At 64.4% G+C, this 24,103-nt stretch carries 24 protein-coding genes; 6 read left to right on the top strand and 18 right to left on the bottom strand.

Features of this window, described 5'->3' with window-relative positions:
- Positions 1-152 precede the first annotated feature (152 nt).
- The 14 genes from HDG34_RS17130 to HDG34_RS17065 all read right to left on the bottom strand — a co-directional run bounded on the left by HDG34_RS17130 (position 153) and on the right by HDG34_RS17065 (position 11,912).
- A complete protein-coding gene (locus HDG34_RS17130) occupies positions 153-425 on the bottom strand; it encodes a glutaredoxin family protein (RefSeq protein WP_184061411.1) in 273 nt (90 codons plus the stop codon).
- Positions 422-1,933 carry a DegQ family serine endoprotease gene (locus tag HDG34_RS17125; RefSeq protein ID WP_184061410.1) on the bottom strand — a complete coding sequence of 504 codons (1,512 nt, stop codon included), beginning with the start codon at positions 1,931-1,933 and terminating at the stop codon, positions 422-424. The genes HDG34_RS17130 and HDG34_RS17125 overlap by 4 nt, the downstream gene beginning before the upstream one ends.
- Before the next feature lie 37 nt (positions 1,934-1,970).
- Entirely contained in the window at positions 1,971-3,011 is a 1,041-nt protein-coding gene (locus tag HDG34_RS17120; protein WP_184061409.1) for a MucB/RseB C-terminal domain-containing protein, read from the bottom strand.
- A gap of 4 nt (positions 3,012-3,015) precedes the next feature.
- Positions 3,016-3,630: a sigma-E factor negative regulatory protein gene (locus tag HDG34_RS17115; RefSeq protein ID WP_184061408.1), complete on the bottom strand. Its 615-nt coding sequence runs from the start codon at positions 3,628-3,630 to the stop codon at positions 3,016-3,018.
- 93 nt (positions 3,631-3,723) lie between these two features.
- Complete coding sequence (gene rpoE / locus HDG34_RS17110) at positions 3,724-4,323, bottom strand: RNA polymerase sigma factor RpoE (protein ID WP_006051939.1); 600 nt, start codon at positions 4,321-4,323, stop codon at positions 3,724-3,726.
- Between the two features lie 106 nt (positions 4,324-4,429).
- Positions 4,430-4,822 (bottom strand): hypothetical protein, encoded by a 393-nt coding sequence (locus HDG34_RS17105; protein ID WP_409259406.1) that lies wholly within the window; start codon positions 4,820-4,822, stop codon positions 4,430-4,432.
- A 122-nt stretch (positions 4,823-4,944) separates the two neighbouring features.
- The gene (gene fabF / locus HDG34_RS17100; RefSeq protein ID WP_184061406.1) at positions 4,945-6,201 is read right to left on the bottom strand and encodes a beta-ketoacyl-ACP synthase II; all 1,257 of its coding nucleotides are present in this window, start codon (positions 6,199-6,201) and stop codon (positions 4,945-4,947) included.
- Between the two features lie 256 nt (positions 6,202-6,457).
- Positions 6,458-6,697: an acyl carrier protein gene (acpP, locus tag HDG34_RS17095; RefSeq protein WP_004197638.1), complete on the bottom strand. Its 240-nt coding sequence runs from the start codon at positions 6,695-6,697 to the stop codon at positions 6,458-6,460.
- Between the two features lie 152 nt (positions 6,698-6,849).
- Complete coding sequence (gene fabG, locus HDG34_RS17090) at positions 6,850-7,599, bottom strand: 3-oxoacyl-ACP reductase FabG (RefSeq protein WP_090801174.1); 750 nt, start codon at positions 7,597-7,599, stop codon at positions 6,850-6,852.
- 101 nt (positions 7,600-7,700) lie between these two features.
- The gene (gene fabD / locus HDG34_RS17085) at positions 7,701-8,636 is read right to left on the bottom strand and encodes an ACP S-malonyltransferase (protein WP_184061405.1); all 936 of its coding nucleotides are present in this window, start codon (positions 8,634-8,636) and stop codon (positions 7,701-7,703) included.
- 118 nt (positions 8,637-8,754) lie between these two features.
- Positions 8,755-9,744: a beta-ketoacyl-ACP synthase III gene (locus HDG34_RS17080; protein ID WP_184028002.1), complete on the bottom strand. Its 990-nt coding sequence runs from the start codon at positions 9,742-9,744 to the stop codon at positions 8,755-8,757.
- Positions 9,744-10,850, bottom strand: a complete 1,107-nt coding sequence (plsX, locus tag HDG34_RS17075) for a phosphate acyltransferase PlsX (RefSeq protein ID WP_090801179.1) — start codon at positions 10,848-10,850, stop codon at positions 9,744-9,746. Before plsX ends, HDG34_RS17080 begins: the two co-directional genes overlap by 1 nt.
- Before the next feature lie 123 nt (positions 10,851-10,973).
- Positions 10,974-11,153, bottom strand: a complete 180-nt coding sequence (gene rpmF, locus HDG34_RS17070) for a 50S ribosomal protein L32 (RefSeq protein WP_027198353.1) — start codon at positions 11,151-11,153, stop codon at positions 10,974-10,976.
- 102 nt (positions 11,154-11,255) lie between these two features.
- Positions 11,256-11,912 (bottom strand): DUF177 domain-containing protein, encoded by a 657-nt coding sequence (locus HDG34_RS17065; protein WP_184061404.1) that lies wholly within the window; start codon positions 11,910-11,912, stop codon positions 11,256-11,258.
- Positions 11,913-12,220: 308 nt separating this feature from the next.
- Between HDG34_RS17065 and HDG34_RS17060 the strand changes: the two genes are divergently transcribed.
- A complete protein-coding gene (locus tag HDG34_RS17060) occupies positions 12,221-12,838 on the top strand; it encodes a Maf-like protein (RefSeq protein ID WP_184061403.1) in 618 nt (205 codons plus the stop codon).
- Complete coding sequence (locus HDG34_RS17055) at positions 12,835-13,554, top strand: SAM-dependent methyltransferase (protein WP_184061402.1); 720 nt, start codon at positions 12,835-12,837, stop codon at positions 13,552-13,554. Before HDG34_RS17060 ends, HDG34_RS17055 begins: the two co-directional genes overlap by 4 nt.
- A gap of 111 nt (positions 13,555-13,665) precedes the next feature.
- Here HDG34_RS17055 and HDG34_RS17050 read toward each other — a convergent pair whose 3' ends face one another.
- Genes HDG34_RS17050 through HDG34_RS17035 form a run of 4 tightly spaced genes read right to left on the bottom strand, consistent with a single transcriptional unit; the run spans position 13,666 to position 16,810 of the window.
- Positions 13,666-14,667, bottom strand: coding sequence for a S49 family peptidase (locus tag HDG34_RS17050; RefSeq protein ID WP_184061401.1), 1,002 nt, complete (start codon positions 14,665-14,667; stop codon positions 13,666-13,668).
- A gap of 28 nt (positions 14,668-14,695) precedes the next feature.
- Complete coding sequence (locus HDG34_RS17045) at positions 14,696-15,112, bottom strand: Rieske 2Fe-2S domain-containing protein (RefSeq protein ID WP_184061400.1); 417 nt, start codon at positions 15,110-15,112, stop codon at positions 14,696-14,698.
- Positions 15,109-15,768, bottom strand: coding sequence for an HAD-IA family hydrolase (locus tag HDG34_RS17040; RefSeq protein ID WP_184027976.1), 660 nt, complete (start codon positions 15,766-15,768; stop codon positions 15,109-15,111). The genes HDG34_RS17045 and HDG34_RS17040 overlap by 4 nt, the downstream gene beginning before the upstream one ends.
- The gene (locus HDG34_RS17035) at positions 15,761-16,810 is read right to left on the bottom strand and encodes an RluA family pseudouridine synthase (RefSeq protein ID WP_090801189.1); all 1,050 of its coding nucleotides are present in this window, start codon (positions 16,808-16,810) and stop codon (positions 15,761-15,763) included. Before HDG34_RS17035 ends, HDG34_RS17040 begins: the two co-directional genes overlap by 8 nt.
- Positions 16,811-17,535: 725 nt before the next feature.
- Here HDG34_RS17035 and HDG34_RS17030 point away from each other — a divergent pair.
- The 4 genes from HDG34_RS17030 to glp all read left to right on the top strand — a co-directional run bounded on the left by HDG34_RS17030 (position 17,536) and on the right by glp (position 24,089).
- Positions 17,536-20,772: an Rne/Rng family ribonuclease gene (locus HDG34_RS17030; protein WP_184061399.1), complete on the top strand. Its 3,237-nt coding sequence runs from the start codon at positions 17,536-17,538 to the stop codon at positions 20,770-20,772.
- 191 nt (positions 20,773-20,963) lie between these two features.
- Positions 20,964-22,073 (top strand): GTP 3',8-cyclase MoaA, encoded by a 1,110-nt coding sequence (gene moaA / locus HDG34_RS17025; protein WP_090801193.1) that lies wholly within the window; start codon positions 20,964-20,966, stop codon positions 22,071-22,073.
- Between the two features lie 11 nt (positions 22,074-22,084).
- Positions 22,085-22,711 carry a molybdenum cofactor guanylyltransferase MobA gene (mobA, locus tag HDG34_RS17020; RefSeq protein ID WP_184061398.1) on the top strand — a complete coding sequence of 209 codons (627 nt, stop codon included), beginning with the start codon at positions 22,085-22,087 and terminating at the stop codon, positions 22,709-22,711.
- Between the two features lie 61 nt (positions 22,712-22,772).
- Positions 22,773-24,089 (top strand): gephyrin-like molybdotransferase Glp, encoded by a 1,317-nt coding sequence (glp, locus tag HDG34_RS17015; protein WP_184061397.1) that lies wholly within the window; start codon positions 22,773-22,775, stop codon positions 24,087-24,089.
- Positions 24,090-24,103: the final 14 nt, after the last annotated feature.

The raw sequence follows: 24,103 nt of genomic DNA, 5'->3' as shown, positions 1-24,103 counted from the left end.
TTTTAGCCGAAAAGCCCATCGGCCGGCGCATCTTGCGAAGCGCGGGCCTCAAGACGGCGTAGAGGATGCGAGAAAATTACCGCGCGCATCGCAGTGAGCCGCGGCAAAAATGCGCATGGATCGCGCGAAACCAGATGCCCCGCGGGGGCGTATCAGGATGCCGCCGCGACACGCGACGCATGTGCAGCCAATGCTGCCCGCACGGGCGCTTCGTCGAGATGATAGTGGCACAGTTCGACGCCATCGCAAACCAGCACCGGCACCAACTCGTTGTAACGCGCTTCGAGCAACGGATCGCTGTCGACGTCGATGACCGCCAGCTGCGCTCCGAACTCGGCCAGCATTGGCTCGAGCGCAGCGCGCATGTCCTCGCACAGATGGCACCACGCGCGCCCATAGAGCGTGAGCGATGCCGTCTTCGTCATTTCTGCGCGCTGCGCGGACGAATCGGCACGAACTGCGTGTTGTCGCCGCGACGAACCAGCAACGCGACCATCTTCTGCGAATCGAGGTGTGAGGTCAGCTCGTCGAACTGTTTCGTGCTCGTCACATCCGTATCGCCAATCCGCAGGATGATGTCGCCCTTTTGGAGCCCGACACGCGCGGCCGGACCGTCGACCGCGTCGATCTGCACGCCGTTCTGAATCTTCAGCGCTTTCTGCTGATCGGCGGGAATGTCGCTGACCGCGATGCCGAGCGCGTTGGTCGCGCGCTGCTGCGGCGCTTGCGGCTTCTTCTGATCCGCCTTCGCGACCTTGTCCGGCTGCATTTCTGCGATCGTGACCGGCAGTTCGCGCGTTTGACCCTTGCGCCAGATCGTGATCGACGTCTTCGTGCCCGGCTTCGTATCGCCGACCATGCGCGGCAGGTCCGTCGCCGTGTCGACCGAATGACCGTTGAACTTCAGGATGATGTCGCCCGGCTGCACGCCGGCCTTATCGGCGGGTCCGCCCGGCTCCACGCTGCTCACGAGCGCGCCCTGCGCCTTCGGCAAACCGAGCGACTCGGCGACGTCCTTCGTCACTTCACCAATCGCCACCGCGATGCGGCCGCGCACCACCTTGCCCGAACTCTTCAGCTGATCGGCCACGCGCATCGCCTCGTCGATCGGAATCGCGAACGAAATGCCCATGAACCCGCCGGTGCGGCTATAGATCTGCGAATTGATGCCGATCACCTCGCCCTGCATGTTGATCAGCGGACCGCCCGAATTGCCCGGATTGACGGCCACATCAGTCTGGATGAACGGCAGGTAGTCGCCGGTATCGCGTCCCTTCGCGCTGACGATACCGGCAGTCACCGTGTTTTCGAGACCGAACGGCGAACCGATCGCGACGACCCATTCGCCGACGCGCACCTTGTTCGAGTCGCCGATCGTGATGGTCGGCAGGTTCGACGCGTTGATCTTCACGACCGCGACGTCGGTACGGTCGTCGACGCCGATCAGCTTCGCCTTGAATTCGCGCTTGTCGGTCAGCGTCACGTAGATCGTGTCCGCGTCGTCGATGACGTGCGCGTTGGTCATCACGTAGCCGTCCGCCGACAGGATGAAGCCCGAGCCTACCCCGCTGTTCTGTTCGGCGTCCGAGTTGTCCGGTGAATCCGGGCTGCCGCCACTACCGCCGCCGCCGCCCCCGTTATCACCCCCGTGCGGCGATTGCGGTGACTGCGGCAACGGAATCCCGAAGAAGCGCCGGAAGAACTCCGACATGTCGCCGTCGTCCATACCCGGCGGCAGGCCGCCGCGGGAACTACCGTTCGACACGCGCGTTGTCGTGCGAATGTTGACGACCGCCGGGCCAACCTTGTCGACGAGGTCGGTGAAGTCGGGCAGGTTGGCAGCGGGAGCCGCCGATGCCATATGCGGCACAAGCGGCAAACACGCCGCCACCACTACGGCCGCGAGGAATTTGCGCACCGAGAAAGTCGTCATATCGTAGCAAGCCGAGGGATTTCAGGATTCGGAAGGGTTACTTCGGAGCTTTGTATTCTATGGCAGACGCGAACTGCTGCAATGTGGTTTGGGGCACTTCACCGAGCAGGGTAATCCAGAAGTCGCCCTGACGCTTGACCAGTACGTGCGTCGCGCCGCTATCGCCCGTGCCTTCCTTACGCGTATTTTTCTCGACGGGCTCGACGAACACCGAAATCGCTGCGAGGCCGTCGGAAAACACGGCCTGGTCGACCGGGATCGGAGGCTGCCCCGCCTCGCGCGACGCCATCGGACGACGCAACTGGCGGATCATATGGAAGCCCGGTACCGACGGCGTGATTTGCCAACCCTGCGCGGCCATGTCGACCGGCTCGAGTGGCGGACGCACTACCGTCCAGCCCGTGAGATTGCGGATGCCGTTGACGATGCCCGTCTTGTCGACCGGCACGCCGATGCGGACTTGCGAAAACGACAACTGCTCGAGCACCTGACCGCTCGGGTCGAGCGTCTGCGCGCGCAACAGCAGACCGGTCTTTTTGTCGGCCCACAGCTTGTACGCGAACCGGTACGCGTCTTTCGGTTCGAGCTCCATCACGAGGCTGTCGACGCCCGCGACGCGGTCGTCGCCAAGCATCTTCGGCTCGTAGACGGACAGCACCTGCTCGCCGTTCACCGACAGCAGCGCAGGGAATGAGTCCTTGTTCTGCCGTTTTTCGAAGACCACGATACGCCGCTCCGGCAAGAACGTGTACATGTCGTCGTTGTGACGCAGCATTTTGCGCGGCTTGCCGTCGAGGCTTTCGAGCTGCTCGAACTCGCCGTCCGTACGCGTGGAGTAATGTGCGATGCGCGACGTCTGCACGAAACTGCCGCGCTGATAGACGAACGCGCCCTCGTAGTTCTGCTGCTGGGCGGCCTGATGGATGCGATCGAGCAGTTCCGCGGCCGCGCGACGGGCGACGGCAGGATCGTCTTGTGCGAAGACCCGCGGTGCAGCGGACAACAACACGGCTGCGCAGAACAGAAATGCTGGCAACCGCCCCCAGATAGTCGTTTTATTGAACCGCGGAGTCTGCATCAAACTATTGGCCCTGCGTGGAGACTGAGGCAGCGCGAATCACCGGCATCGAGCCTGCCATCGCCGGTTGTTGCGCGAATTGCTGATGAGCTTCGAGGTACTGATCGAGGCTCGCGTCGCGAATGATGTTGGAGTCTTGCGCGGGCACCGAGGCCATGGCGACACGCTGCACCGCGTCGCCGTGCGATTGGAGCGAAGCGAGCTGGGCACCCGGACCACCCGGCACGCCCTGCAGCTGCGGCACGACGATCCAGGTCAGCGTAGCGGCCGCGGCAGCGACGGCAAGAGCCGGCACGACTCTGCGGCGCAGCCCGAGCAGGCGGCGCGCGACCGATGCAGACGCGGCGGCGGGCGCCAGCACATGCGGCTCGCTTTCAAGACGCACGGCAAACCCGCTCAGAAAGGCACTGCTCCGTGCGGGGCTGACTGCCAGATCGTCGGAACGTAGCGCGTCGCCGATCAGGTGGTAGCTCGACCAGGCAGCGCGATCATCGCCGCCCAGCTCCGCAAGAAACTTGTCCAGATTCAGATGCTCTTCGCCGAACAACTCACCGTCGACGAAAGCGGACAGACGCTCGCCGTGCGAGCCTGCTTGCGATTGCATCGAGACCGACCCCATGATGCTCCCCATCTTCCAAATACCCCGTAGTGACACCACTAATCCAGATATTGCACCGCTGCCCCGCCAAGCCAGCTGGACGTTCGGAAACGTCTACCAACGCTTGCCTTCGGGTGTGTCAAGCAACGGTCGCAATTTTGCCGCAATGGCTTCGCGAGCGCGGAAAATTCGTGATCTGACTGTGCCAATCGGGCAACCCATCATCTCGGCGATTTCCTCGTAACTCAAACCCTCAATTTCTCGGAGAGTAATGGCGGTGCGCAATTCTTCCGGTAAAACCGCCATCGCAGCATTGACCGTCTCAGCGATCTGCTTGCTCATCAACATCGACTCAGGCGTGTTGATATCCCTTAGTTGGTCGGCATCGGAGAAAGTTTCAGCTTCTTCAGCATCCGCTTCGGTTGAGGTCGGCGCGCGCCGGCCCTGGGTGGCAAGGTAGTTCTTCGCGGTATTGACCGCAATCCGGTACAACCACGTATAAAACGCCGACTCGCCGCGAAACTGCGGCAACGCGCGATACGCCTTGATAAAAGCGTCTTGCGCGACGTCTTCGACTTCGGCGGGGTCCCGCACGAGACGCGAGATCAGCCGGAGAATCTTGCGGTGGTATTTGGAGACCAGAAGCTCGAACGCGGCCTTGTCGCCCTTCTGGACGCGCTCGACCAGCACCTGATCAATTTCTTTTTCGCTCACCTGATAAATCCGTTAACTTAACTATAGGGCGCATGGCGGGGGACCATTGTAGCGTCCCCCTCGTGAGGGCACGTTACTACGGTAACAGCGGTTACAGTCGTTACAGTCAGGCGCCGGCCGCACGCCGGCCCAGCACGGAAAGTTCGCGGAAAACAGTGGACGGCAGCGCGTCCGCGGCGAGCAGCAGGGAGCGCCTGCGACCCGTCGGTGCGCGGATGAGGCCGCGCCTTCGACCACCCTCGGGATCGAGCTCAAGCACCAGCAAACGGCCGCTCCACTGCGCGCAACCGACCATGCGGCCCCGCGCGAGCAACTCACCCGCGTGGTTCCAGGCGGAAATCTCGCCCATCGCGACATGCAGCGCGATGGCCTGCGCCGCGTCATGCCTCGCCGCGCAGAGCATGAGCAGTGCTGCGACGGCGAGCGTCAACGGAGCGGCCTGCCAAGCGCCCACTCGCGGCGCGAGACAGGTATAAACGGCTAACGTCGCAATCAGCACGAACGCTCCCACCGCGGCACGCATTGCGATGGAGCGACGCAGCGTGATCCGCTGCGCTGCCCTACCCAACGTTGCCGGTGCGGGGGAAAGCGCCGGCGAAGCCGGCGTCGTGAACCGACGCGTCACCCGAGATCAGGCGATCCGGCGCGCTTGAACACCAGCGTGCCGTTCGTGCCGCCGAACCCGAACGAGTTCTTCAGCGCGACGTCGATCTTCATTTCCCGCGCGGTGTTCGCGCAGTAATCGAGATCACAGGCCGGGTCCTGGTTGAAAATATTGATGGTCGGAGGCGACACCTGGTGATGCACGGCGAGCACCGTGAACACCGACTCCAGACCGCCAGCGCCGCCCAGCAGGTGACCCGTCATCGACTTGGTCGAGTTGACGACCATGTTCTTCGCGTGGTCGCCGAACGCCCGCTTGATGCCGGTCGTTTCCGCCAGATCGCCGAGTGGCGTGGACGTGCCGTGCGCGTTCAGGTAGCTCACCTGATCGCCGTTGATGCCCGCGTTCTTCAGCGCTGCGAGCATGCAGCGGCGTGCGCCGTCACCGTCTTCGAGCGGCGCGGTCATGTGATACGCATCGCCGCTCATGCCGTAGCCGCCGATTTCCGCGTAGATCTTCGCGCCACGCGCCTTCGCGTGCTCGTATTCTTCGAGCACCATTACGCCGGCGCCTTCGCCCAGCACGAAGCCGTCGCGGTCCATGTCCCACGGACGGCTCGCGGTAGCCGGATCGTCATTGCGTTGCGACAGCGCGCGCGCCGCCGCAAAGCCGCCGATACCGAGCGGCGACACGGTCGATTCCGCGCCGCCCGCGATCATCACGTCGGCGTCGCCATATTCGATCAGGCGCGAAGCCTCGCCGATGCAGTGCAGACCGGTCGTACACGCGGTAACGATCGACAGATTCGGACCCTTGATGCCGAACTTGATCGACAGGTGGCCGGAGATCATGTTGATGATCGAAGCCGGCACGAAGAATGGCGAAATGCGACGCGGGCCGCGATTGAGCAATTCGGTTTGGGTGATTTCGATCATCGGCAGACCGCCGATGCCCGAACCGACCACTACGCCAATGCGCTCCGAATTCTCGTCGGTGACTTCGAGGCCGCTGTCCCGCATCGCCTGGATGCCCGCAGCCACGCCGTAATGGATGAACGTATCCATGTGGCGCGCTTCCTTACCGGGGATGTAGTCCTCGATATTGAAGCCCTTCACCTCGCCGGCGAAACGAGTCGAGAAGTTCGACGCATCGAACTTCGTGATATTGGCAATCCCAGACTTGCCGGCGACCAGATTGGCCCAGCCATCGGCAACATTATTGCCAACAGGCGAAATCAGCCCCAGGCCTGTAACAACAACACGACGGCGGCTCACGGTAACCCCTTTTTCATAGATGACAAAAAGCAAAAGCCACAGCGGCCACAGGAATCGCCCTGTGTGCCCTGTGGCTGTTTAAGTCGGCAATCGCGCGGAAAGTTGCGCTGTCAACATCGCTGGCTCCTGCGTGGCAAGCGGCGCGACGTATGGTGTGCCAATGGACACGCCCGATAGCGTCGACCCTGCTGGCGCCGGCAAGCGGCACGGCAGGGCGTCATGCGCGGCCCGTGCAGAAACGCAGGCGCGAATGACCTTAGGCCTTGACGTTTGCGCGAGCGTAGTCGATCGCTTGCTGAACGGTGGTGATCTTCTCGGCTTCTTCATCTGGAATTTCCATGCCGAATTCGTCTTCGAGGGCCATCACGAGTTCAACGGTGTCGAGCGAGTCGGCGCCGAGATCGTTCACGAACGACGCTTCGTTCTTGATTTCCGCTTCCGCAACGCCCAGTTGTTCCGCGACGATCTTCTTGACGCGCTGTTCGATATTGTCCATTACCCCTCCAAGGGAAAAGAAGTTCAAAAATACAGGTGCGCGCATTTTATCAGGTTTGACCCGGCAAAAAAGCGGCGCATCGGGTTCCTGTCAACGCATGCGCCTCGTGCTTTCCGCAAACGCATCAAGGCGCGGATAGTAACCGAAATTGGTTACTGCATATACATGCCGCCGTTCACGTGCAGCGTCGTGCCGGTGATGTAGCCCGCTTGCGGCGACGCGAGGAACGCGACCGCGTGCGCGATGTCTTCCGGGCTGCCTAGACGGCCGAGCGGAATCTGCGTTTTCAGCGCGGTCTGCTGCTCTTCGGGCAGCGCCTTCGTCATGTCGGTATCGATGAAACCAGGTGCCACGCAATTGACCGTGATGCCGCGGCTGCCGATCTCGCGCGCGAGTGCGCGCGTCATGCCCGCGACGCCGGCCTTCGCGGCCGCGTAGTTGATCTGCCCCGGGTTGCCGGCCGAGCCGACCACCGACGTAATATTGATAATCCGACCGCCCTTCGCTTTCATCATCGGACGCAGCACCGCACGCGACAGACGGAACACCGACTTCAGGTTGGTGTCGACCACGGCGTCCCAGTCGTCGTCCTTCATGCGCATCGCCAGTTGATCCTGCGTGATGCCGGCGTTGTTCACCAGCACGTTCAGCGCGCCGAATTCCTTGACGGTGCCGTCGATCAGCGCTTCGGCCGCGGCCGCGTCGTTGACGTCGAGCACCGCGCCGCGCCCGTTCACGCCCGCCGCCTTGAACGCTTCGGTGATCGCCGTCGCGCCGCTTTCGCTCGTCGCGGTGCCGATCACCGTCGCGCCCTGACGCGCGAGTTCCATCGCGATCGCACGGCCGATGCCGCGCGATGCGCCCGTCACGATTGCGATCTGCTTGTCGAGAGTCTTTTCCATCTGTCAGTCCGGATGCCCTTCAAATAGGGCTCATTGATTCTTGTTGATTCGTCTGTCGAGGGATGCCGCGCCAGCGCGGCATTGCGTTCGCGAATGCTCGCTCAGTCTGCCGTCACGAGCTTCAGCGTTTCTTCGAGCGACGCCGGATCGAACACCGACGCGCCGACGAGATTGCCGTCGATGCGCCTCGTCAAACCCGCAAGGACCTTGCCCGGGCCGCATTCGATCACGTGCGTGACGCCCTGCGCTGCCATTGCCTGTACGCATTCGACCCAGCGCACCGCACCAGCCGCCTGGCGCACGAGCGCGTCCTTGATTTTGGCCGGCTCGTTGACCACGGCGACGTCGACGTTGTTGATGACGGGAATCGACGGCACCTGCACGTCGATGCTCGCGAGGTATTCGCGCAATTGATCCGACGCCGGCTTGAGCAGCGACGAGTGGAACGGCGCCGACACCGGCAGCGGTAGCGCGCGCTTCGCGCCCTTCGCCTTCGCGACTTCGCAGGCTTTCTCGACCGCGGCTTTGTGGCCCGCGATCACGACTTGCGCCGGCGCATTGAAATTGACCGCTTCGACGACGCCCGCCGCCGACGCTTCCGCACAGACCGCGCGCACCGTGTCGTCGTCGAGGCCGAGAATCGCGGCCATGCCGCCTTCGCCCACCGGTACCGCGGTTTGCATCGCCTGCGCACGGAAACGCACGAGCGGCACCGCGTCGCGGAACGCAAGCGCGCCGGCCGCGACGAGCGCCGTGTATTCGCCAAGGCTATGGCCGGCGACAAGCGCCGGCGCCGGGCCGCCCGCCTGCTGCCACGCGCGATAGATAGCGTAGGCCGCGGTCAGCATGACCGGCTGGGTATTGGTGGTGAGATTGAGATCTTCGGCGGGGCCTTCGGCGATCAGCTTGCCGAGGTCCTGGTTGAGTGCGTCGGAGGCTTCCTGAACCGTCTCACGCACGATCGCGTAATCGGCGAATGCGTTGAGCATGCCGACCGCCTGCGAACCCTGCCCAGGAAAAACGAACGCGAATTTCATATCGTCCCCAAAATCTGTTTAATCGGATGTGGCGGCCGGCCGCGGCTGCCAGATGGCGCGCGGTGTTATTCCGGCCGCACGGGCGCCGCCAGCGACGCCCCGGAATGCGTCGTCCCGCTCAGTAGCGGATGACCGACGCGCCCCACGTGAAGCCGCCGCCGACGCCTTCGATCAGCACGTTATGGCCACGCTTGATGCGGCCGTCGCGCACCGCGACGTCGAGTGCAAGCGGAATGGACGCCGCCGACGTATTGCCGTGCTCGCCCACCGTGACGACCATGCGCTCCTGCGGCAGGCCGAGCTTGCGGCAGGTGCTTTGCATGATGCGGATGTTGGCCTGATGCGGAATCAGCCAGTCGATCTGCTCGGGCTTCAGATCGGCTTTTTCCAATGCTTCGATCGCGACCTTCTCGAGCACGTTGACGGCAAGCTTGAACACCGCCTGACCGTCCATGTGCAGGAAGGCGCTGCCGGCGACCACGCCGCCATTCACGTTGCCCGGCGTGCACAGAATGTTCGAATGGCTGCCGTCCGCGTGCAGCGCGCTCGAAAGCACGCCCGGTGCGTCGGACGCTTGCAGGATCACTGCGCCGGCGCCGTCGCCGAACAGCACGCAGGTGGTGCGGTCGTTGAAATCGAGAATGCGCGAGAAAGTTTCCGCGCCGACCACGAGCGCCGTGCGATGCTGGCCGCTGCGAATCAGGGCGTCCACCGTCGCCACCGCATAGGCGAAGCCGGAGCAGACCGCCTGTATGTCGAACGCGGCACCGTGATTCTTGATCCTGAGCTTGTTCTGCAGCAGGCAGGCGGTGCTCGGGAACACGAAGTCCGGCGTGGAGGTGGCGACGACGATCAGGTCGATGGACTGCGGATCGATGTCCGCCGCTTCGATCGCTCGCTGCGACGCGATCAACGCGAGGTCGCTGGTCGTGACGTCCGGCTCGGCGAAGTGACGCGCATGGATCCCCGTGCGCGCGACGATCCATTCGTCGCTCGTTTCAACGCCTTGCCTGGCGAGACGCTCAGCCAGATCCTGATTGGTGACGCGGTTGGGCGGCAGACAGCTGCCGGTGCCCAGCACGCGGGAGTAGATTGTGGATTGAGCCATTATGCCTTCGAGGATTGCGCAGCGTAGGGCTCGGCCGGCTGGCCTGCGATCGGGCTTGCGTGACCCGCACCGCTTGCGTCGCGCGCCGCCTGTTCGAGAGAACTCGCATTCTCTTCCATCGCTCGCGCAAGGCGCTCCAGCACGCCGTTTTTGACGGCATCATACCCGCGTTTGATAGCCCACTCAAACGCGTAGGCATCGGCTGAACCGTGGCTTTTGATCACGAGACCGCGCAAGCCGAGCAGCGCGGCGCCGTTATATTGCCGATGATCGACGCGTTTCTTGAAGCGCATCAATACCGGCAGCGCGAGCACCGCCATCACCTTGGTCAGCCACGAACGGCCGAACTCTTCCTTGATGATGTTGGACAGCATCTGCGCGAGACCTTCCGACGTCTTCAGCGCGACATTGCCGACAAAGCCATCGCAGACGATCACGTCGACGGTGCCCTTGTAGATGTCGTCGCCTTCGACATTGCCATGAAAGTTGAGTGTACTCGCACGCAGCAGTTCGCCGGCGCGCTTGATGATGTCGTTGCCCTTGATGACTTCTTCGCCGATGTTGAGCAGGCCGATGGTGGGCCGCTCTTTTCCTTCGAGCGCGGACACGAGCGCGTGCCCCATCTCGGCGAACTGCAGCAGATGCTGCGGCTCGCAGTCGACGTTGGCGCCCAGGTCGAGCATCATCGTATAGCCGGTGGGATTAGGCAGGGCAAACGCGATGGCCGGGCGTTCGATGCCCGACAGCGTTTTCAGCACATAGCGCGAGACCGCCATCAACGCGCCGGTATTGCCGGCGGAAATGCAGGCTTGCGCCTCGCCTTCCTTGACGCGGTTCAGCGCCACGCGCATCGACGAATCTTTTTTCTTGCGCAGCGCGACCTCGACCGGGTCGTCCATCGCGACGACCTCGGTAGCAGGTACGACGGTCAGCGCCGGCAGATCCTGAGCCTTGAGCTTCTTCAGCTGCGCACGAATCGCACTTTCAATGCCGACGAGCAGCAACTGCGCGTCGGGATGCGAACGAACGAAGTTGACGGCAGCGGGAACGGTCACGGACGGGCCGTGGTCGCCTCCCATGCAATCTATCGTGAGCTTTACTGTCATGGAGTGCGACGAATTTCAGACACAAAAAAGCGGCAGTTGAATGCCGCCTTTTTGCCGAACCGGGAAAATGTCAAGCGAGCCGATCGCTACGCGAAACGCCACAGGGCGCATCGCAGTCAACGATTAGTCGTTCTTCGTCTTGACGACTTTCTTGCCGCGATAGTAGCCGTTCGGGCTAATGTGGTGACGTAGATGCACTTCGCCCGTGCTCGGCTCGACGGCCATCGGCGCTGCCGTCAGGAAATCGTGCGAACGGTGCATGCCGCGCTTCGACGGCGACTTCTTGTTTTGTTGAACTGCCATGACTAAAACTCCAAAAAATTTTCCGAATTCTAACACAGCCCGACACGGACTTAACCACTGGCCGAATGGCCAATGCGCCCGCATCGCGCCCCCTGCAACTGTTTAGCGCTTCTTGCCGCCCGGTTCGTCGCGTTTCAGACGTTCGAGCGCCGCGAACGGATTGCGCCGCTCGCTGGACTGGTCCGGCTTGCTGGCATCGCCAGCTTCTTCCTGCGCGGCTTCGTCGCCCTCGCCTTCGCTACCGTCCGTGCCCGAGACAAGGCTCTCGTGCACTTCGGGACAGACCTCGTGTTTGGGCACGAGCGGCAAGGAAAGCAGCAACTCTTCTTCGATCAAGTCGATGAGATCGAACTGGCGCGAGCCGACGACCACCTCGACTTCATCCTCGTCCAGCGGAAACTCTTCGGCTTCCGCCTCCGTATTGACGATCCGGTAAGTTGCATCGACGTTGAACGCCTGCGAATACGGCGTCAAGCACCGCTGGCATTCGAGCCACGCGGCACCGTGAATCGCCAGCCGCAGATAAGGCTGGGAACCTTCGGTGCCATCGTCCTGCAATTCCGGCTGCATCGTCCCTTCGGCCTGCCATGTGAACGCGGTGTCGCGATCTGGCGCTTCCGCCGGGACTTCGTTTAACATGCGCGGCAGTTGCGAGACGCGCACGACACCCGCGGCCTGACGCCCGCTCCGCGCAAACTCGAACAGATCGAGTTCATGCGGGTCGGACAGACCTGCAGGTTTGCCAGGATGTTGAGTCATGTGCGCTCCTGCGTCGGCAAACATGTTGCCGGGGTGATTCGCGAAGGATGATCAGATCCGCCGCGAAGATAATCCGGTGTGCGGGGCAGCCAGTGGGGCCCGCGGCCGTTGCGTTCACCCTGCCGGGCTTTCTTCAACCTTCCGACTGCCGAAAGCCGCTGAACGCGCCGAGACCCTTCAAGTGCAAGCATACCGTGAAAAGCCCAAAATCATATCCGTTTTGTCTTTTCGAGTCAAACACTTAAGCCCGTACGTACGGGAGCCTCGCGCGACCCCGTACGACCCGCCGCTCCCGTTGCCCGCAAACTATGCCTGAATCCTCCAAACGCCCGCCACGCCTGATTCTGGCGTCGAGTTCGCGGTATCGCCGCGAGTTGCTCGAACGCCTGCGCGTGCCGTTCGACGTCGTCGTGCCTGCGATCGACGAAACCCCGCTCGCCGCCGAAACGCCCGAAGCCACTGCGCTGCGCCTCGCCGAAGCCAAAGCGCGTGCGGTCGCCCAAGGCCTCGCCGCCGACGCACACGCGCTCGTGATCGGCTCCGATCAGGTCGCCACCTACGACGGCCTGCAGATCGGCAAACCCGGCACGCACGACAGGGCGCTCGCGCAATTGCAGGCGATGCGCGGCCGCGACGTGTTGTTCCACAGCGCGCTGTGTCTGTTCGACAGCGCGACGGACAGCGCGCAAACGATCGACGTGATCACCCGCGTGCGCTTTCGCGATCTGCCGGACGCGACGCTCGACGCCTACCTGCACGCTGAAACGCCGTACGACGTGGCCGGCAGCGCCAAATCCGAAGGGCTTGGCATCGCGCTGCTGGAGGCCATCCATTCCGACGACCCGACCGCGCTCGTCGGCCTGCCGCTTATCGCGCTGTCGCACATGCTGCTCGCGGCCAACTACCCGCTTTTGGGGGCCCGATGACCGGTACGCTCTATCTCATTCCCAACACGCTCGGCGAAGGCGACGCAAGCGCGCTCGATCTGGTACTGCCCGCGCCCGTACGCGCCCGCGCGGCGTTGCTGCACTATTACATTGGCGAAAACGCCAAAACCACGCGCGCGTTCCTGAAGAAAGTCGGCCCCGATCGGCCGATTCAAGAAATCGAGATTCGCGAACTGAACGTCAATACGCCGGCCGGCGAAATCGACAAGCTGCTCGCGCCGCTGCTGTCGGGCACCGATGCGGGCCTCGTCTCCGAGGCTGGCTGCCCGGCAGTCGCGGACCCGGGCGCGCTGCTGGTGCGACGCGCGCACGAGCGCGGCGTAAAGGTTGTGCCGCTGGTCGGGCCGAGTTCGATTCTGCTCGCGCTGATGGCATCGGGGCTGAACGGCCAAAGCTTCGCGTTTCACGGGTACCTGCCCGTCGACTTCACCGAGCGCGCCAAACGTCTGCGCGATCTCGAGCAGCAGTCGCGCAAGAGCAAGCAAACGCAGATCTTCATCGAAACGCCGTACCGGAATCGCGCACTGCTCGATACCTTGCTCGCAACCTGCGCGCCGTCGACGCTGGTCTGCGTGGCGGTCGATCTGACGCTGCCGAGCGAAGTGATCGCAAGCCGGAGCGTCGCCGACTGGAAAAAGAAGGCGGAGATCGACCTGCATAAGCGGCCGGCGATTTTTCTGATTCTGGCGGCCTGAACGTAGACACCGGCCAGGCAACTGAGGGCGACCAGGGCCTGAAACTCAAAACGCAAAGTCCGCGCGATCGGCCAAAACCGACCGCGCGGGCGTCTTTTTAAAACTGTGGATTCAACGCAGATTCATTTTCGCGCCGAGCGCCATCGCCCGAACCGCGCCGGCGCCGATGGCCGCGCCGAACTTGCGGGCAACGCGATCCGTAATGCTCTCTTTCACCGTGTAATCGACGATATCCGGCGCCTTGAAGATCTCACGCGCGACGTAATCTGCATCGCCGAAACCGTCCGCGAGTCCAAGTTCGACGCTCTTCTGCCCCGTCCAGAATAGACCCGAGAACATGTCCGATGTCTCATGCAGACGCTTGCCGCGCCCTTGACGCACCGCGTCGATGAACTGCGCGTGGATCTGATCGAGCATAACCTGCGCATGTTCGTCCATCTTCGGCGTTTCGGGCGAAAACGGATCAAAAAAGCCTTTGTTCTCACCCGATGTGTGCAGTCGGCGCTGAATCCCCAACTTGTCCATCAGGCCGGTGAAACCAAAGCCGTCCATCAGCACGCCGATCGAACCGACGATACTCGCCTTGTCGACATAGATCTTCTCCGCCGCCGCGGCCGCGTAGTAGCCGCCGGACGCGCACATGTCGCCGACCACGACATACAGCGGAATAGACGGATATTTGCCACGCAATCGCCGAACTTCGCTGTTGATAATGCCCGCTTGCACTGGACTGCCGCCCGGGCTGTTGCAATAAAGAATCACGCCGGCTGTATCGGAATCCTCAAACGCGGAATCGAGTGCAGTGTTGATATCTTGGGCGTTCGCACTCGCATCCGTCGCGATCTCGCCATCAAGCGAAACCATTGCCGTATGACGCCCAGTCGTGGCGACCCGCTCGCCCGAGAAGTTCAGCGCACCCCATACCGCCAATGCGAGCACTGCGAGGAACAGGAAGCGGAAGAAAATCCGCCAACGTCGCGAGGCGCGTTGCTCGTTGATCGCGGCCAGCGCGATGCGCTCGAGCGCGGCCCTTTCCCAGCCGGACTGCTCGGCGGGTGCACGGGAGCCGCCTCCCGAGGCAGGGTCTTTTTCGGGGGTCAAGTTGTCGGACATGCGGACAGTGGAAAATTGGAAGAGGAAATCAGCGCGTAACCGGCAGCAAATCGCCGTCAGGCAGCCAGAATACCGCACGGCCCTCGAGCGTATCGCGTTCCTCGACCTGCACGCGACGCAATCTGCCCCCGCGACACGGACCACCGACGCATTTGCCAGTATCCGGCGCGTAAATCGCGCCATGTGTCGCGCACATCAAGTATAAGCCGGACGATTCGAAGAACTGCCCTTCCTGCCAGTCGAGCTCCATCGGCACATGAGCGCAACGGTTCAAATAGCCGTAGGCGCAGCCATCATAGCGAACGAAAAACACCACGGCATCCTGCCCGCCGAGCCGCGCGTCGCGCCGGATGCCGTCGCCACCGTCGACCAGTTCGTCGGCCGCGCAAATGCGCACTGCCTGCGCAGCCGCGGCAGTAGCAGTATCCACGCCGTCGGCGCTCATGCGTTCTCCCGCAGCCAACCGGACAGATCGCTGATGCTCGACGCCACGAACTTCGGTGACATCGCATTCAGCGAATTCGCCGGATGCGCGCCATAAGTCACGCCAATGCCCGCCACGCCGGCGTTGAGCGCCATCTGCAGATCGTGTGTCGTATCGCCGATCATGACCGTGCGCGCCGTATCCTGCCCCAATTCGCGGGTGAGCTCGTGCAGCATGGCCGGATGCGGTTTCGAGAAGGTTTCGTCAGCGCAGCGTGTGCCGTCGAACAGGCTCGTCAGGCGCGCCTGGTCAAGCGCGCGATTGAGCCCGACGCGGCTCTTGCCGGTCGCGACCGCGAGCAGATAGCCGACGTCGCGCAACTCCTGGAGCATCTCGCGCACGCCGGGGAACAGCTCGGTAGTCTGGTCTTTTACAAGAAAATGAAAGCGGTAACGCTCGGAAAGCCGCGGGTAGTCAGCCGGATCGAGCGTCGGCGCGGCAATCTGCAGCGCGTCGCGCAGGCCGAGGCCGATGACGTAGCTCGCGGCTTCGTCCGCGGGAACCGGCAGGCGGAGATCGCGGCACGCCGCCTGGATGCTGCGGGTGATATGCGCGGTGGAATCCATCAGCGTGCCATCCCAGTCAAACACGATCAGATCGAATTGCTCTCTAGCCATGCAAGGTCGTCTCCGGGTTGAACCCAGTGCGTAGTTCGTTGAGTTGTTCTATAAAGCCGCGGCAGTCGGCAGGCAGCGGTGCCTCCAGCTGCAGCGGCGCGCCCGTCGCAGGATGCGTGAGCTTGAGCCGGTAAGCGTGCAGAAACATCCGCTTGATGCCGGGCTTCGCGTTGGCGCGCGCAAGCGCCTTGTTCAGCGCGAAATCGCCATATTTGGCGTCACCGACAATCGGTAGTGCCAGATGCTGCAGATGCACGCGAATCTGGTGCGTACGCCCCGTCTTCAGTTCCGCCTCCAGCAGCGCATATTCCGGCCAGCGCTCGACCAGATTGAAGATCGTGTGCGAAGCGAGGCCATCGGCCTGCACGCGCACGCGGCGCTCGCCGTCGGCGGTCAGGTACTTGTGAAGTGGCTCCTTTACCGCGCGGCGGCGACCCCAGTCGCTCGCCCATTCGCCGTGCACGCACGCGTAGTAGCGCTTGTCCATCCGGTTATCGCGAATCTGCTCGTGCAGATTGACGAGCGCCGCGCGCTTCTTCGCGAGCATCAGGATGCCCGAGGTCTCTCGATCCAGCCGATGCACGAGTTCCAGGAATTTCGCCTGCGGCCGCGCCTCGCGCATCTGCTCGATCACACCGAACGCGACACCGCTGCCCCCGTGGACCGCAACGCCGGCCGGCTTGTCGATCACGAGCAGATGCTCGTCTTCGAACAGGATGTGAAAGCGCGGCGCGGGCACGGGCACGCGGGCTGCGGCCTGATTCGGCTGCGCGACGCGGATCGGCGGCACACGCACCAGATCGCCCAGTTCGAGCCGGTACTGCGCGTCGATCCGGCCCTTGTTCACGCGCACTTCACCGCTGCGCAGGATGCGATAAATATGGCTTTTCGGCACGCCCTTGCAGACGCGCAGCAGGAAATTATCGATGCGCTGACCAGCCGACCGGTCGTCGATTTCGATCAGCGAAACCTGGTCGCTTGAAACCGAATCTTCGACCGCGCCTGCAACCGATCTCTGGGATGTTTTGCCTAACTCTTTCATTCTGAATATAATTTGCCCAGCAGTCCGCGACGGCCGGCGCAGTGTCCGGAATGCGGCGGATTGCGCGAGCGCAAGCGATAAACCGTTATTTTACTTGCGCCGGGGTCTGGTTGCTCGCCCTGAAAATGAGATGCAACAAGTTGCACGCACGAAGTCAGCTCCCGGCAGGGACGGCGCCCGCAGGCGCGTTCGGTCAAGGTCGGCTTCGACGGTAACGGAATTTTGGTAAAAAAGAATTTAGCTTTCAGCTTCGTGATCCGGGTGGTATGACGCCCAGCTGGACGAAGCTGCAAGTCGCGAAAATACGGCGTGCGCCCAAGGCGTCTTGTAGAAAGTACAAGACATGGCGACGTCAAAAGAAGGCGAGACACCCCCAGCAGGAAAAGACGCGCCGCCTGCGCGAACTTCCCGTTGCGGCATGACCGCGGACTTCGGCCCTTTGCTCGCGCGCCCATTTGGCGCGCCGGCTTCAGAGGGCGAAGACTTATGAAGGTCTGCTGGCTAAACGCGGCGTGTCAGGCCATGATTTGAAGCCGTGTTCGCATGTGCCCTGCGGCACCGTGCCCTTTTTTTATCGGGCTGGGCCCTCTCAGGCAATTCTCCCGCCATCTTTCCCGCTCCAGCGTGTTTGTGAAAACACAATAAGACGCGGCACGCCTACTCTCCCCGCTCTCGCGACTGACAACCGCGCGGCTGGGCCGGCGAGGCCGCTCTGGAGCCGTTCAATGAAACGAATGTTGTTCAACGCGACGCAGCAGGAAGAGCTGCGCGTCGCCATCGTCGATGGGCAAAAACTCATCGACATCGATATCGAAACCGCCGGTCGCGAACAGCGCAAAGGCAATATTTACAAGGGCATCATCACGCGCATCGAGCCGTCGCTCGAGGCCTGCTTCGTCAACTACGGCGAAGACCGTCACGGCTTCCTGCCGTTCAAGGAAGTCGCCCGCCAGTACTTCCGCGATGGCGTCGACATGCGTTCCGCACGCATCCAGGACGCACTGAAGGAAGGTCAGGAACTGATCGTCCAGGTCGAAAAGGAAGAACGCGGCAACAAGGGCGCAGCCCTGACCACGTTCATTTCGCTCGCCGGCCGCTATCTGGTGCTGATGCCGAACAACCCGCGCGGCGGCGGTGTGTCGCGCCGGATCGAAGGCGACGACCGTCAGGAACTGCGCGAAACCATGGCGCAGCTGCAACTGCCGGAAGGCATGAGCATCATCGCGCGCACGGCCGGCATCGGCCGCAGCGCCGAAGAGCTGCAGTGGGACCTGAACTACCTGATGCAGCTGTGGCGCGCAATCGAAGCCGCGTCGCAAAGTGGCACGGCCGGCCAGCCGATGCTGATCTATCTCGAATCGAGCCTCGTGATCCGCGCGATTCGCGACTACTTCCAGCCCGATATCGGCGAAATCCTGATCGACACGACCGAAATCCATGACCAGGCCCGCGCCTTCATGGACATCGTGATGCCGGACAACGTCGGCAAGGTAAAGCGCTACCACGACGACGTGCCGCTCTTCTCGCGCTTCCAGATCGAGCACCAGATCGAAACCGCGTACTCGCGCACCGTGCCGCTGCCGTCGGGCGGCGCGATCGTCATCGACCACACCGAAGCGCTCGTCGCGATCGACGTGAACTCGGCGCGCGCCACCAAAGGCGCGGACATCGAGGAAACGGCCGCGCGCACGAACCTCGAAGCCGCCGACGAAGTCGCTCGCCAGTTGCGTCTGCGCGACCTGGGCGGCCTGATCGTGATCGACTTCATCGACATGGAATCGGCCAAGAGCCAGCGCGAAGTCGAACAGCGCCTGAAAGACGCGCTCAAGCACGACCGCGCCCGCGTCCAGATGGGCAAGATCTCGCGCTTCGGCCTGATGGAGCTGTCGCGTCAGCGTCTGCGTCCGGCGCTGTCGGAAGGCAGCCACGTCACGTGTCCGCGTTGTAACGGCACGGGCCACATCCGCGATACCGAATCGTCCGCGCTGCAAGTGCTGCGGATCATTCAGGAAGAAGCAATGAAGGAAAACACCGCGGCGATCCACTGCCAGGTGCCGGTCGAAGTGACCGCCTTCCTGTTGAACGAGAAGCGCGCCGAAATCAACAAGATCGAGTCGCGTTTCAAGGTCAACGTCGTGCTGATCCCGAACAAGCACCTCGACACGCCGCACTACAAGCTCGAGCGTCTGCGTCACGACGACGCGCGCCTCGACGAGCCGCGCGCATCGTGGAAGATGGCCGAAGAAGCGGCCCGCGAACTCGAATCGGAAACCGGCTACAGCAAGCGCGCTGAGGAAGTGAAGCCGAAGCAGGAAGCGGCGGTCAAGGGCATCACGCCCGAGAAGCCGGCTCCGAGCGCGCCGGCCCGCCCGGCGGCTATCCCCGCTCCGGTCGCGGTGACGCCGGCCAGTGGCGGCTTCATCGGCTGGCTGAAGAATCTGTTCGGCATGCAGCCGGCTGCTCCGGCGCCCGCCGCGCCGGCCACCACCGACAAGCAGGCCCGTCCGCAACGCGGCGAGCGCACCGAGCGCGGTGAGCGCACGGGCGAGCGCGGCGGCGATCGCAACCGCAATCGCCGTGGCGGCGCAGGCGGTCGCGACGCGGCAGCGCGTGGCGAAGGCGTGACCGGCGGCCGTCAGGCGCAAGGTCAGCAGCCGTCGCCGCGTCGCGAGGAACGCGAAGGCCGCGAGGCACGCGAGGGCCGCGAACCGCGCGCGCCGCGTGAGCAACGCGAACCGCGTGAGGCCCGTGAAGGCCGTGAACTGCGTGAGGCTCGCGAGCCGCGTGAAGCGCGTGAACCGCGCGAGGCTCGCGAACGCGACACCCGCAGCGCCGAGCGCGCGGAAGCCGTCGAAGGCACGGCACGCGGTGAGCGTCGCGAGCGTGGCGAGCGCGCTGAACGCGTCGAGCGTGGCGAGCGTCGCAAGCCGCAGGCGGAAGCCGCCTCGGCGCTGACGCAAACCGACACGCCAGCTGCCGACGAACTGGCGCGCAACCGCGCCGCAGCGGGTGAAAACGGCGTGCCGGTCGATCAGGAAACAGTCGCACGTGACGGCGAAGAGCGTCGTCGTCGTCGCCGCGGCCGTCGTGGTGGTCGTCGCGAGCGTGAAGAGGACGTGAATGGCAATCTCGCGGCGGATGTCGCGGAAGCCGAAGGCGACAACGTTGCCGCCAGCGACGAAGCGCCGGTGCGCACCCAGCAGCCGGTCGAGCACACGCCTGCAGCCAGCGAAGCGAAGGAAGTGACCCCGGTCGAAGTGGTGGTCGCCGCTGTCGCAACGGAAAGCGCCGTCGTGGCCGAACTGCATGCGGCAGCCGAAACGCCGGCTCTCGCCGCGGAAAATGCCGCGAAGACCGAAAAGGTCGTGCCGGTCGAAGAGGCCCCGGCCGCGTCCATCGAACCCGTGGCGGCGGAGCCGGCTATCGAAGCGCCAGCGCAGGCAGAGCAAGCCGCGTCGGCCGTGAGCGAACCGGTTACGCCGGCCGCTTCGGTCGAATCCGCCGCGCATGCCGAATCCCCGGCAGTCGAGCCGGCCCTGGAAGTGCAGCCGACCGTCCCGACCGAACCGCGAGCCGTCCCGGCTGCGCTCGACACCGCGGCTCCGGCCACGATCGTCGAGGCGCCGGCAGCCGTGCCGGCACCGCAGGCCGAAATCGTCGAGCCGCAACCGGTCGTCGCAACGGAACCGGCCGTGGTCGAACCGGCGCCCGTCGCCGCGGCCCCGCAGCCGGCCCCCGTCCGCAGCGCAGCCCCCGCCGCCGCATCGGCCGACGCCTTGCAGCCGATCCTCGAGCAGGCTGGCCTGATCTGGGTGAACACCGACGCCGACAAGCTGCGTGCCGCGCAGGAAGCGGCGGCGCAGACGGTCAAGCCGCCGCGCGTGACCCGTGAGCGCAAGGCGCTGCCGCCAGACGACCACACGCCGATGCAACAGGTCGAAACGATCAAGCATCCGCAGTAAGCCGCGTCGTTGTTCGTGAAAAAGCCCGCCCTTTCCGGCGGGCTTTTTCTTTGGGCGGTCATTTGTCGCCGCGAGCCGCGCCGCTCCGCTCCCCGTATACCCCGATAACGTCCGTCGCGCATCTGCCGCCACCGGCATTTCCGATAGAATCAAATCATCCCCGTCCGTTAAAGCACCTGACGAAGCATTTCATGTCACGACGCATCATCCCTGTTGCCGATCTCAGCGCGGCGCCGGTCATCACCGGCCCAGTGCAGACACCTAGCGGCGTGCTGCACGATGCGCTCGCGCGTCCGCTGCACGATCTGCGCATCTCGGTGACGGACCGCTGCAACTTCCGCTGCGTGTATTGCATGCCGCGCGCAGTGTTCGACAAGGACTATGCTTTCCTGCCGCACAGCGCGTTGTTGAGTTTCGAGGAGATCGAGCGGCTCGCGCAGTTGTTCGTCGCGCATGGCGTCGAGAAAATTCGCCTGACCGGCGGCGAGCCGCTACTGCGCAAAAACCTCGAATTCCTGGTCGACCGGCTCGCCCGGTTGACCACGCCTGCGGGCCGTCCGCTCGATCTCACGCTGACCACCAACGGCTCGCTGCTCGCGCGCAAGGCGCGCAGCCTGAAGGACGCCGGCCTCACCCGCGTGACCGTCAGCCTCGACGCGCTCGACGACGCGCTGTTCCGCCGCATGAACGACGCCGACTTCGCAGTCGCCGACGTGCTCGATGGCATCGCCGCCGCGCACGCGGTCGGGCTCGCGCCGGTCAAAGTCAACATGGTCGTCAAACGCGGTACCAACGACGGCGAAATCGTCCCCATGGCGCGTCATTTCAAAGGCACGGGCGCGGTGCTGCGCTTCATCGAGTACATGGACGTCGGCACCTCGAACGGCTGGAACATGACCGAAGTGCTGCCTTCCGCCGAGGTCGTCACGCGCATCGCCGAGCATTTCCCGCTGGTGCCGCTCGAAGCGCACAGCGCCGCCGAAACTGCGCAACGCTGGGGTTATGTCGACGGCGGCGGCGAGATCGGCGTCATTTCTAGCGTCACCCGCGCGTTCTGCGGCAATTGCACGCGCGCGCGTTTGTCGACCGAGGGCAAGCTATACCTGTGCCTGTTCGCATCGACCGGACATGACCTGCGCGCGCTGTTGCGCGGCGGTGCGAGCGATGCCGGGATCGCCACCGCCATCGCCGAAATCTGGCAGGGCCGCGGCGACCGCTACTCGCAGCTGCGCGGCAGCCAGCCGGCCGATCAGGGCGAGCCGGCCAAGCGTCGCGTCGAAATGTCCTACATCGGCGGCTGAGCGGCCGACGCATGTCCATCCCCCGCGAACAGATCACTGGCCTCGTGCTCGCGGGCGGGCGCGGCACGCGCATGGGCGGCGTCGACAAGGGGTTGCAGCCGCTGCACGGCGAACCGCTCGCCGCTCACGTGCTGCGGCGCCTCGCGCCGCAGACCGGCCCGCTGATGATCAGCGCGAACCGCCATTCCGACACCTACGCGGCGCTCGGCGCGCCATATCGCGCAAGGCTCGTCGCCGACACCCTCCCCGACTTTCCCGGCCCGCTCGCCGGCATGCTCGCCGGACTGCGCGCCGCCGGCACGGCGTACCTGCTGAGCGCGCCCTGCGATTCGCCGTGGCTACCGGCCGACCTCGCCGCGCGCCTCGCGGATGCGCTCGACGCGAACCACGCCGACATCGCAACGGTCACCACCGTCGACACCGGTGGAGAAACCTCCCTGCACCCGGTATTCGCACTGATGCGCACCGCTGTCGCGGACGACCTGGCCGCGTTTCTGGCCTCCGGCGAGCGCAAGGTCCGCGCGTGGTACGCGCGCCACAAGACGGTCGAAGTCATCTTTGCCGACGAGCGCGCGTTCTACAATGCCAACTCGTTACAAGAACTCGCCGACCTCGAACGCAATCGGGGCCCCGGCTGACATCCGCTCCGGCCGCACGGCAACAGCCGCGCCCGTCACCGGTCGCGACGCCCAGCCATTCATGACCACGCTCAACGACTTTTCCCGCTGCGTCGCGCAGTACGATCCTCATGCGCTACCCGTCCCGGCCGCTCAGGCGATCGTCCGGCAGTGGGCGACGCCGGTCGCGGCCGTCGAGCGCCTGGCGTTGCGCGATGCACTCGACCGCGTGCTAGCCGCCGACATCGTGTCGCCGATCGACGTGCCCGCGCACGACAACTCCGCGATGGACGGCTACGCGTTCAATCACGCGGCGCTCGCGGCCGCTATGCGAGGCGGCGCGGACAGCGTCGAGCTGACGGTCGCCGGCAAGGCGCTCGCCGGTCATCCGTTCGCGGGCCGCGTCGCGGCGAACCAGTGCGTGCGCGTGATGACGGGCGCCTGCATGCCCGCCGGTTGCGACACCGTCGTGCCGCAGGAACAGGTGGAGCGCGACGGCGCGGATTCCACGTCGATCCGCTTCGCCGCCAGCGCGGTGGCGGCGGGCGCGAACCGCCGCCGCGCCGGCGAAGACCTCGCGCGCGGCCACGTCGCGCTGCATGCCGGCCGCATCGTGCGCGCGTCGGACCTCGGCCTGCTCGCGTCGCTCGGCATTGGCGAAGTCAGCGTGCGGCGGCGTTTGCGCGTCGCGTTCTTTTCGACCGGCGACGAACTGCGCTCGCTCGGCGAGCCGCTCGACGCGGGCTCGGTCTACGACAGCAACCGCTACACGCTGTTTGCGATGCTGCGGCACCTGAACATCGACGCGCTCGATCTCGGCGTCGTGCGTGACGAGCCGGCCGCGCTCGAAGCCGCGCTGCGCAGTGCCGCGGCCAACGCCGACGTGGTGCTGACTTCGGGCGGCGTGTCGGTGGGCGAAGCGGACTTCACGAAGCAGCTGCTACAGACCTTCGGCGACGTCGCCTTCTGGAGTCTCGCGATGCGCCCCGGCCGGCCGCTCGCGTTCGGCCGCCTGTGGTCCGGCGCACAGCCCGGGCTCGGCAAACCTGCGCTATTCTTCGGCCTGCCCGGCAACCCGGTCGCCGTGATGGTGACGTTCTATCAGATCGTGCGCGAAGCGCTGCTGCTGATGGCCGGCGCGACGCCGCGGCCGCTGCCGGTGATTCACGCGACGAGCCGCGTGGCGGTGGGCAAGCGCGCGGGCCGCACCGAATTCCAGCGCGGCATCGCCGAACAGGACGCGCACGGATACTGGCACGTGAGCCCGACCGGGTCGCAAAGCTCAGGCGTGCTGAGCTCGATGAGCGAAGCGAACTGCTTCATCGTGCTCGGCCACGACGAGGGCGACATCGACGTCGGCGATCGCGTGTCGATCATGCTGTTCGACGGTCTCATCTGACGTTCCAGGCGGCG

The sequence above is a fragment of the Paraburkholderia sp. HC6.4b genome (assembly GCF_014200875.1).
Taxonomy (GTDB): Bacteria; Pseudomonadota; Gammaproteobacteria; order Burkholderiales; family Burkholderiaceae; genus Paraburkholderia; species Paraburkholderia tuberum.
This window is presented reverse-complemented; position numbering and strand designations above follow the sequence as displayed.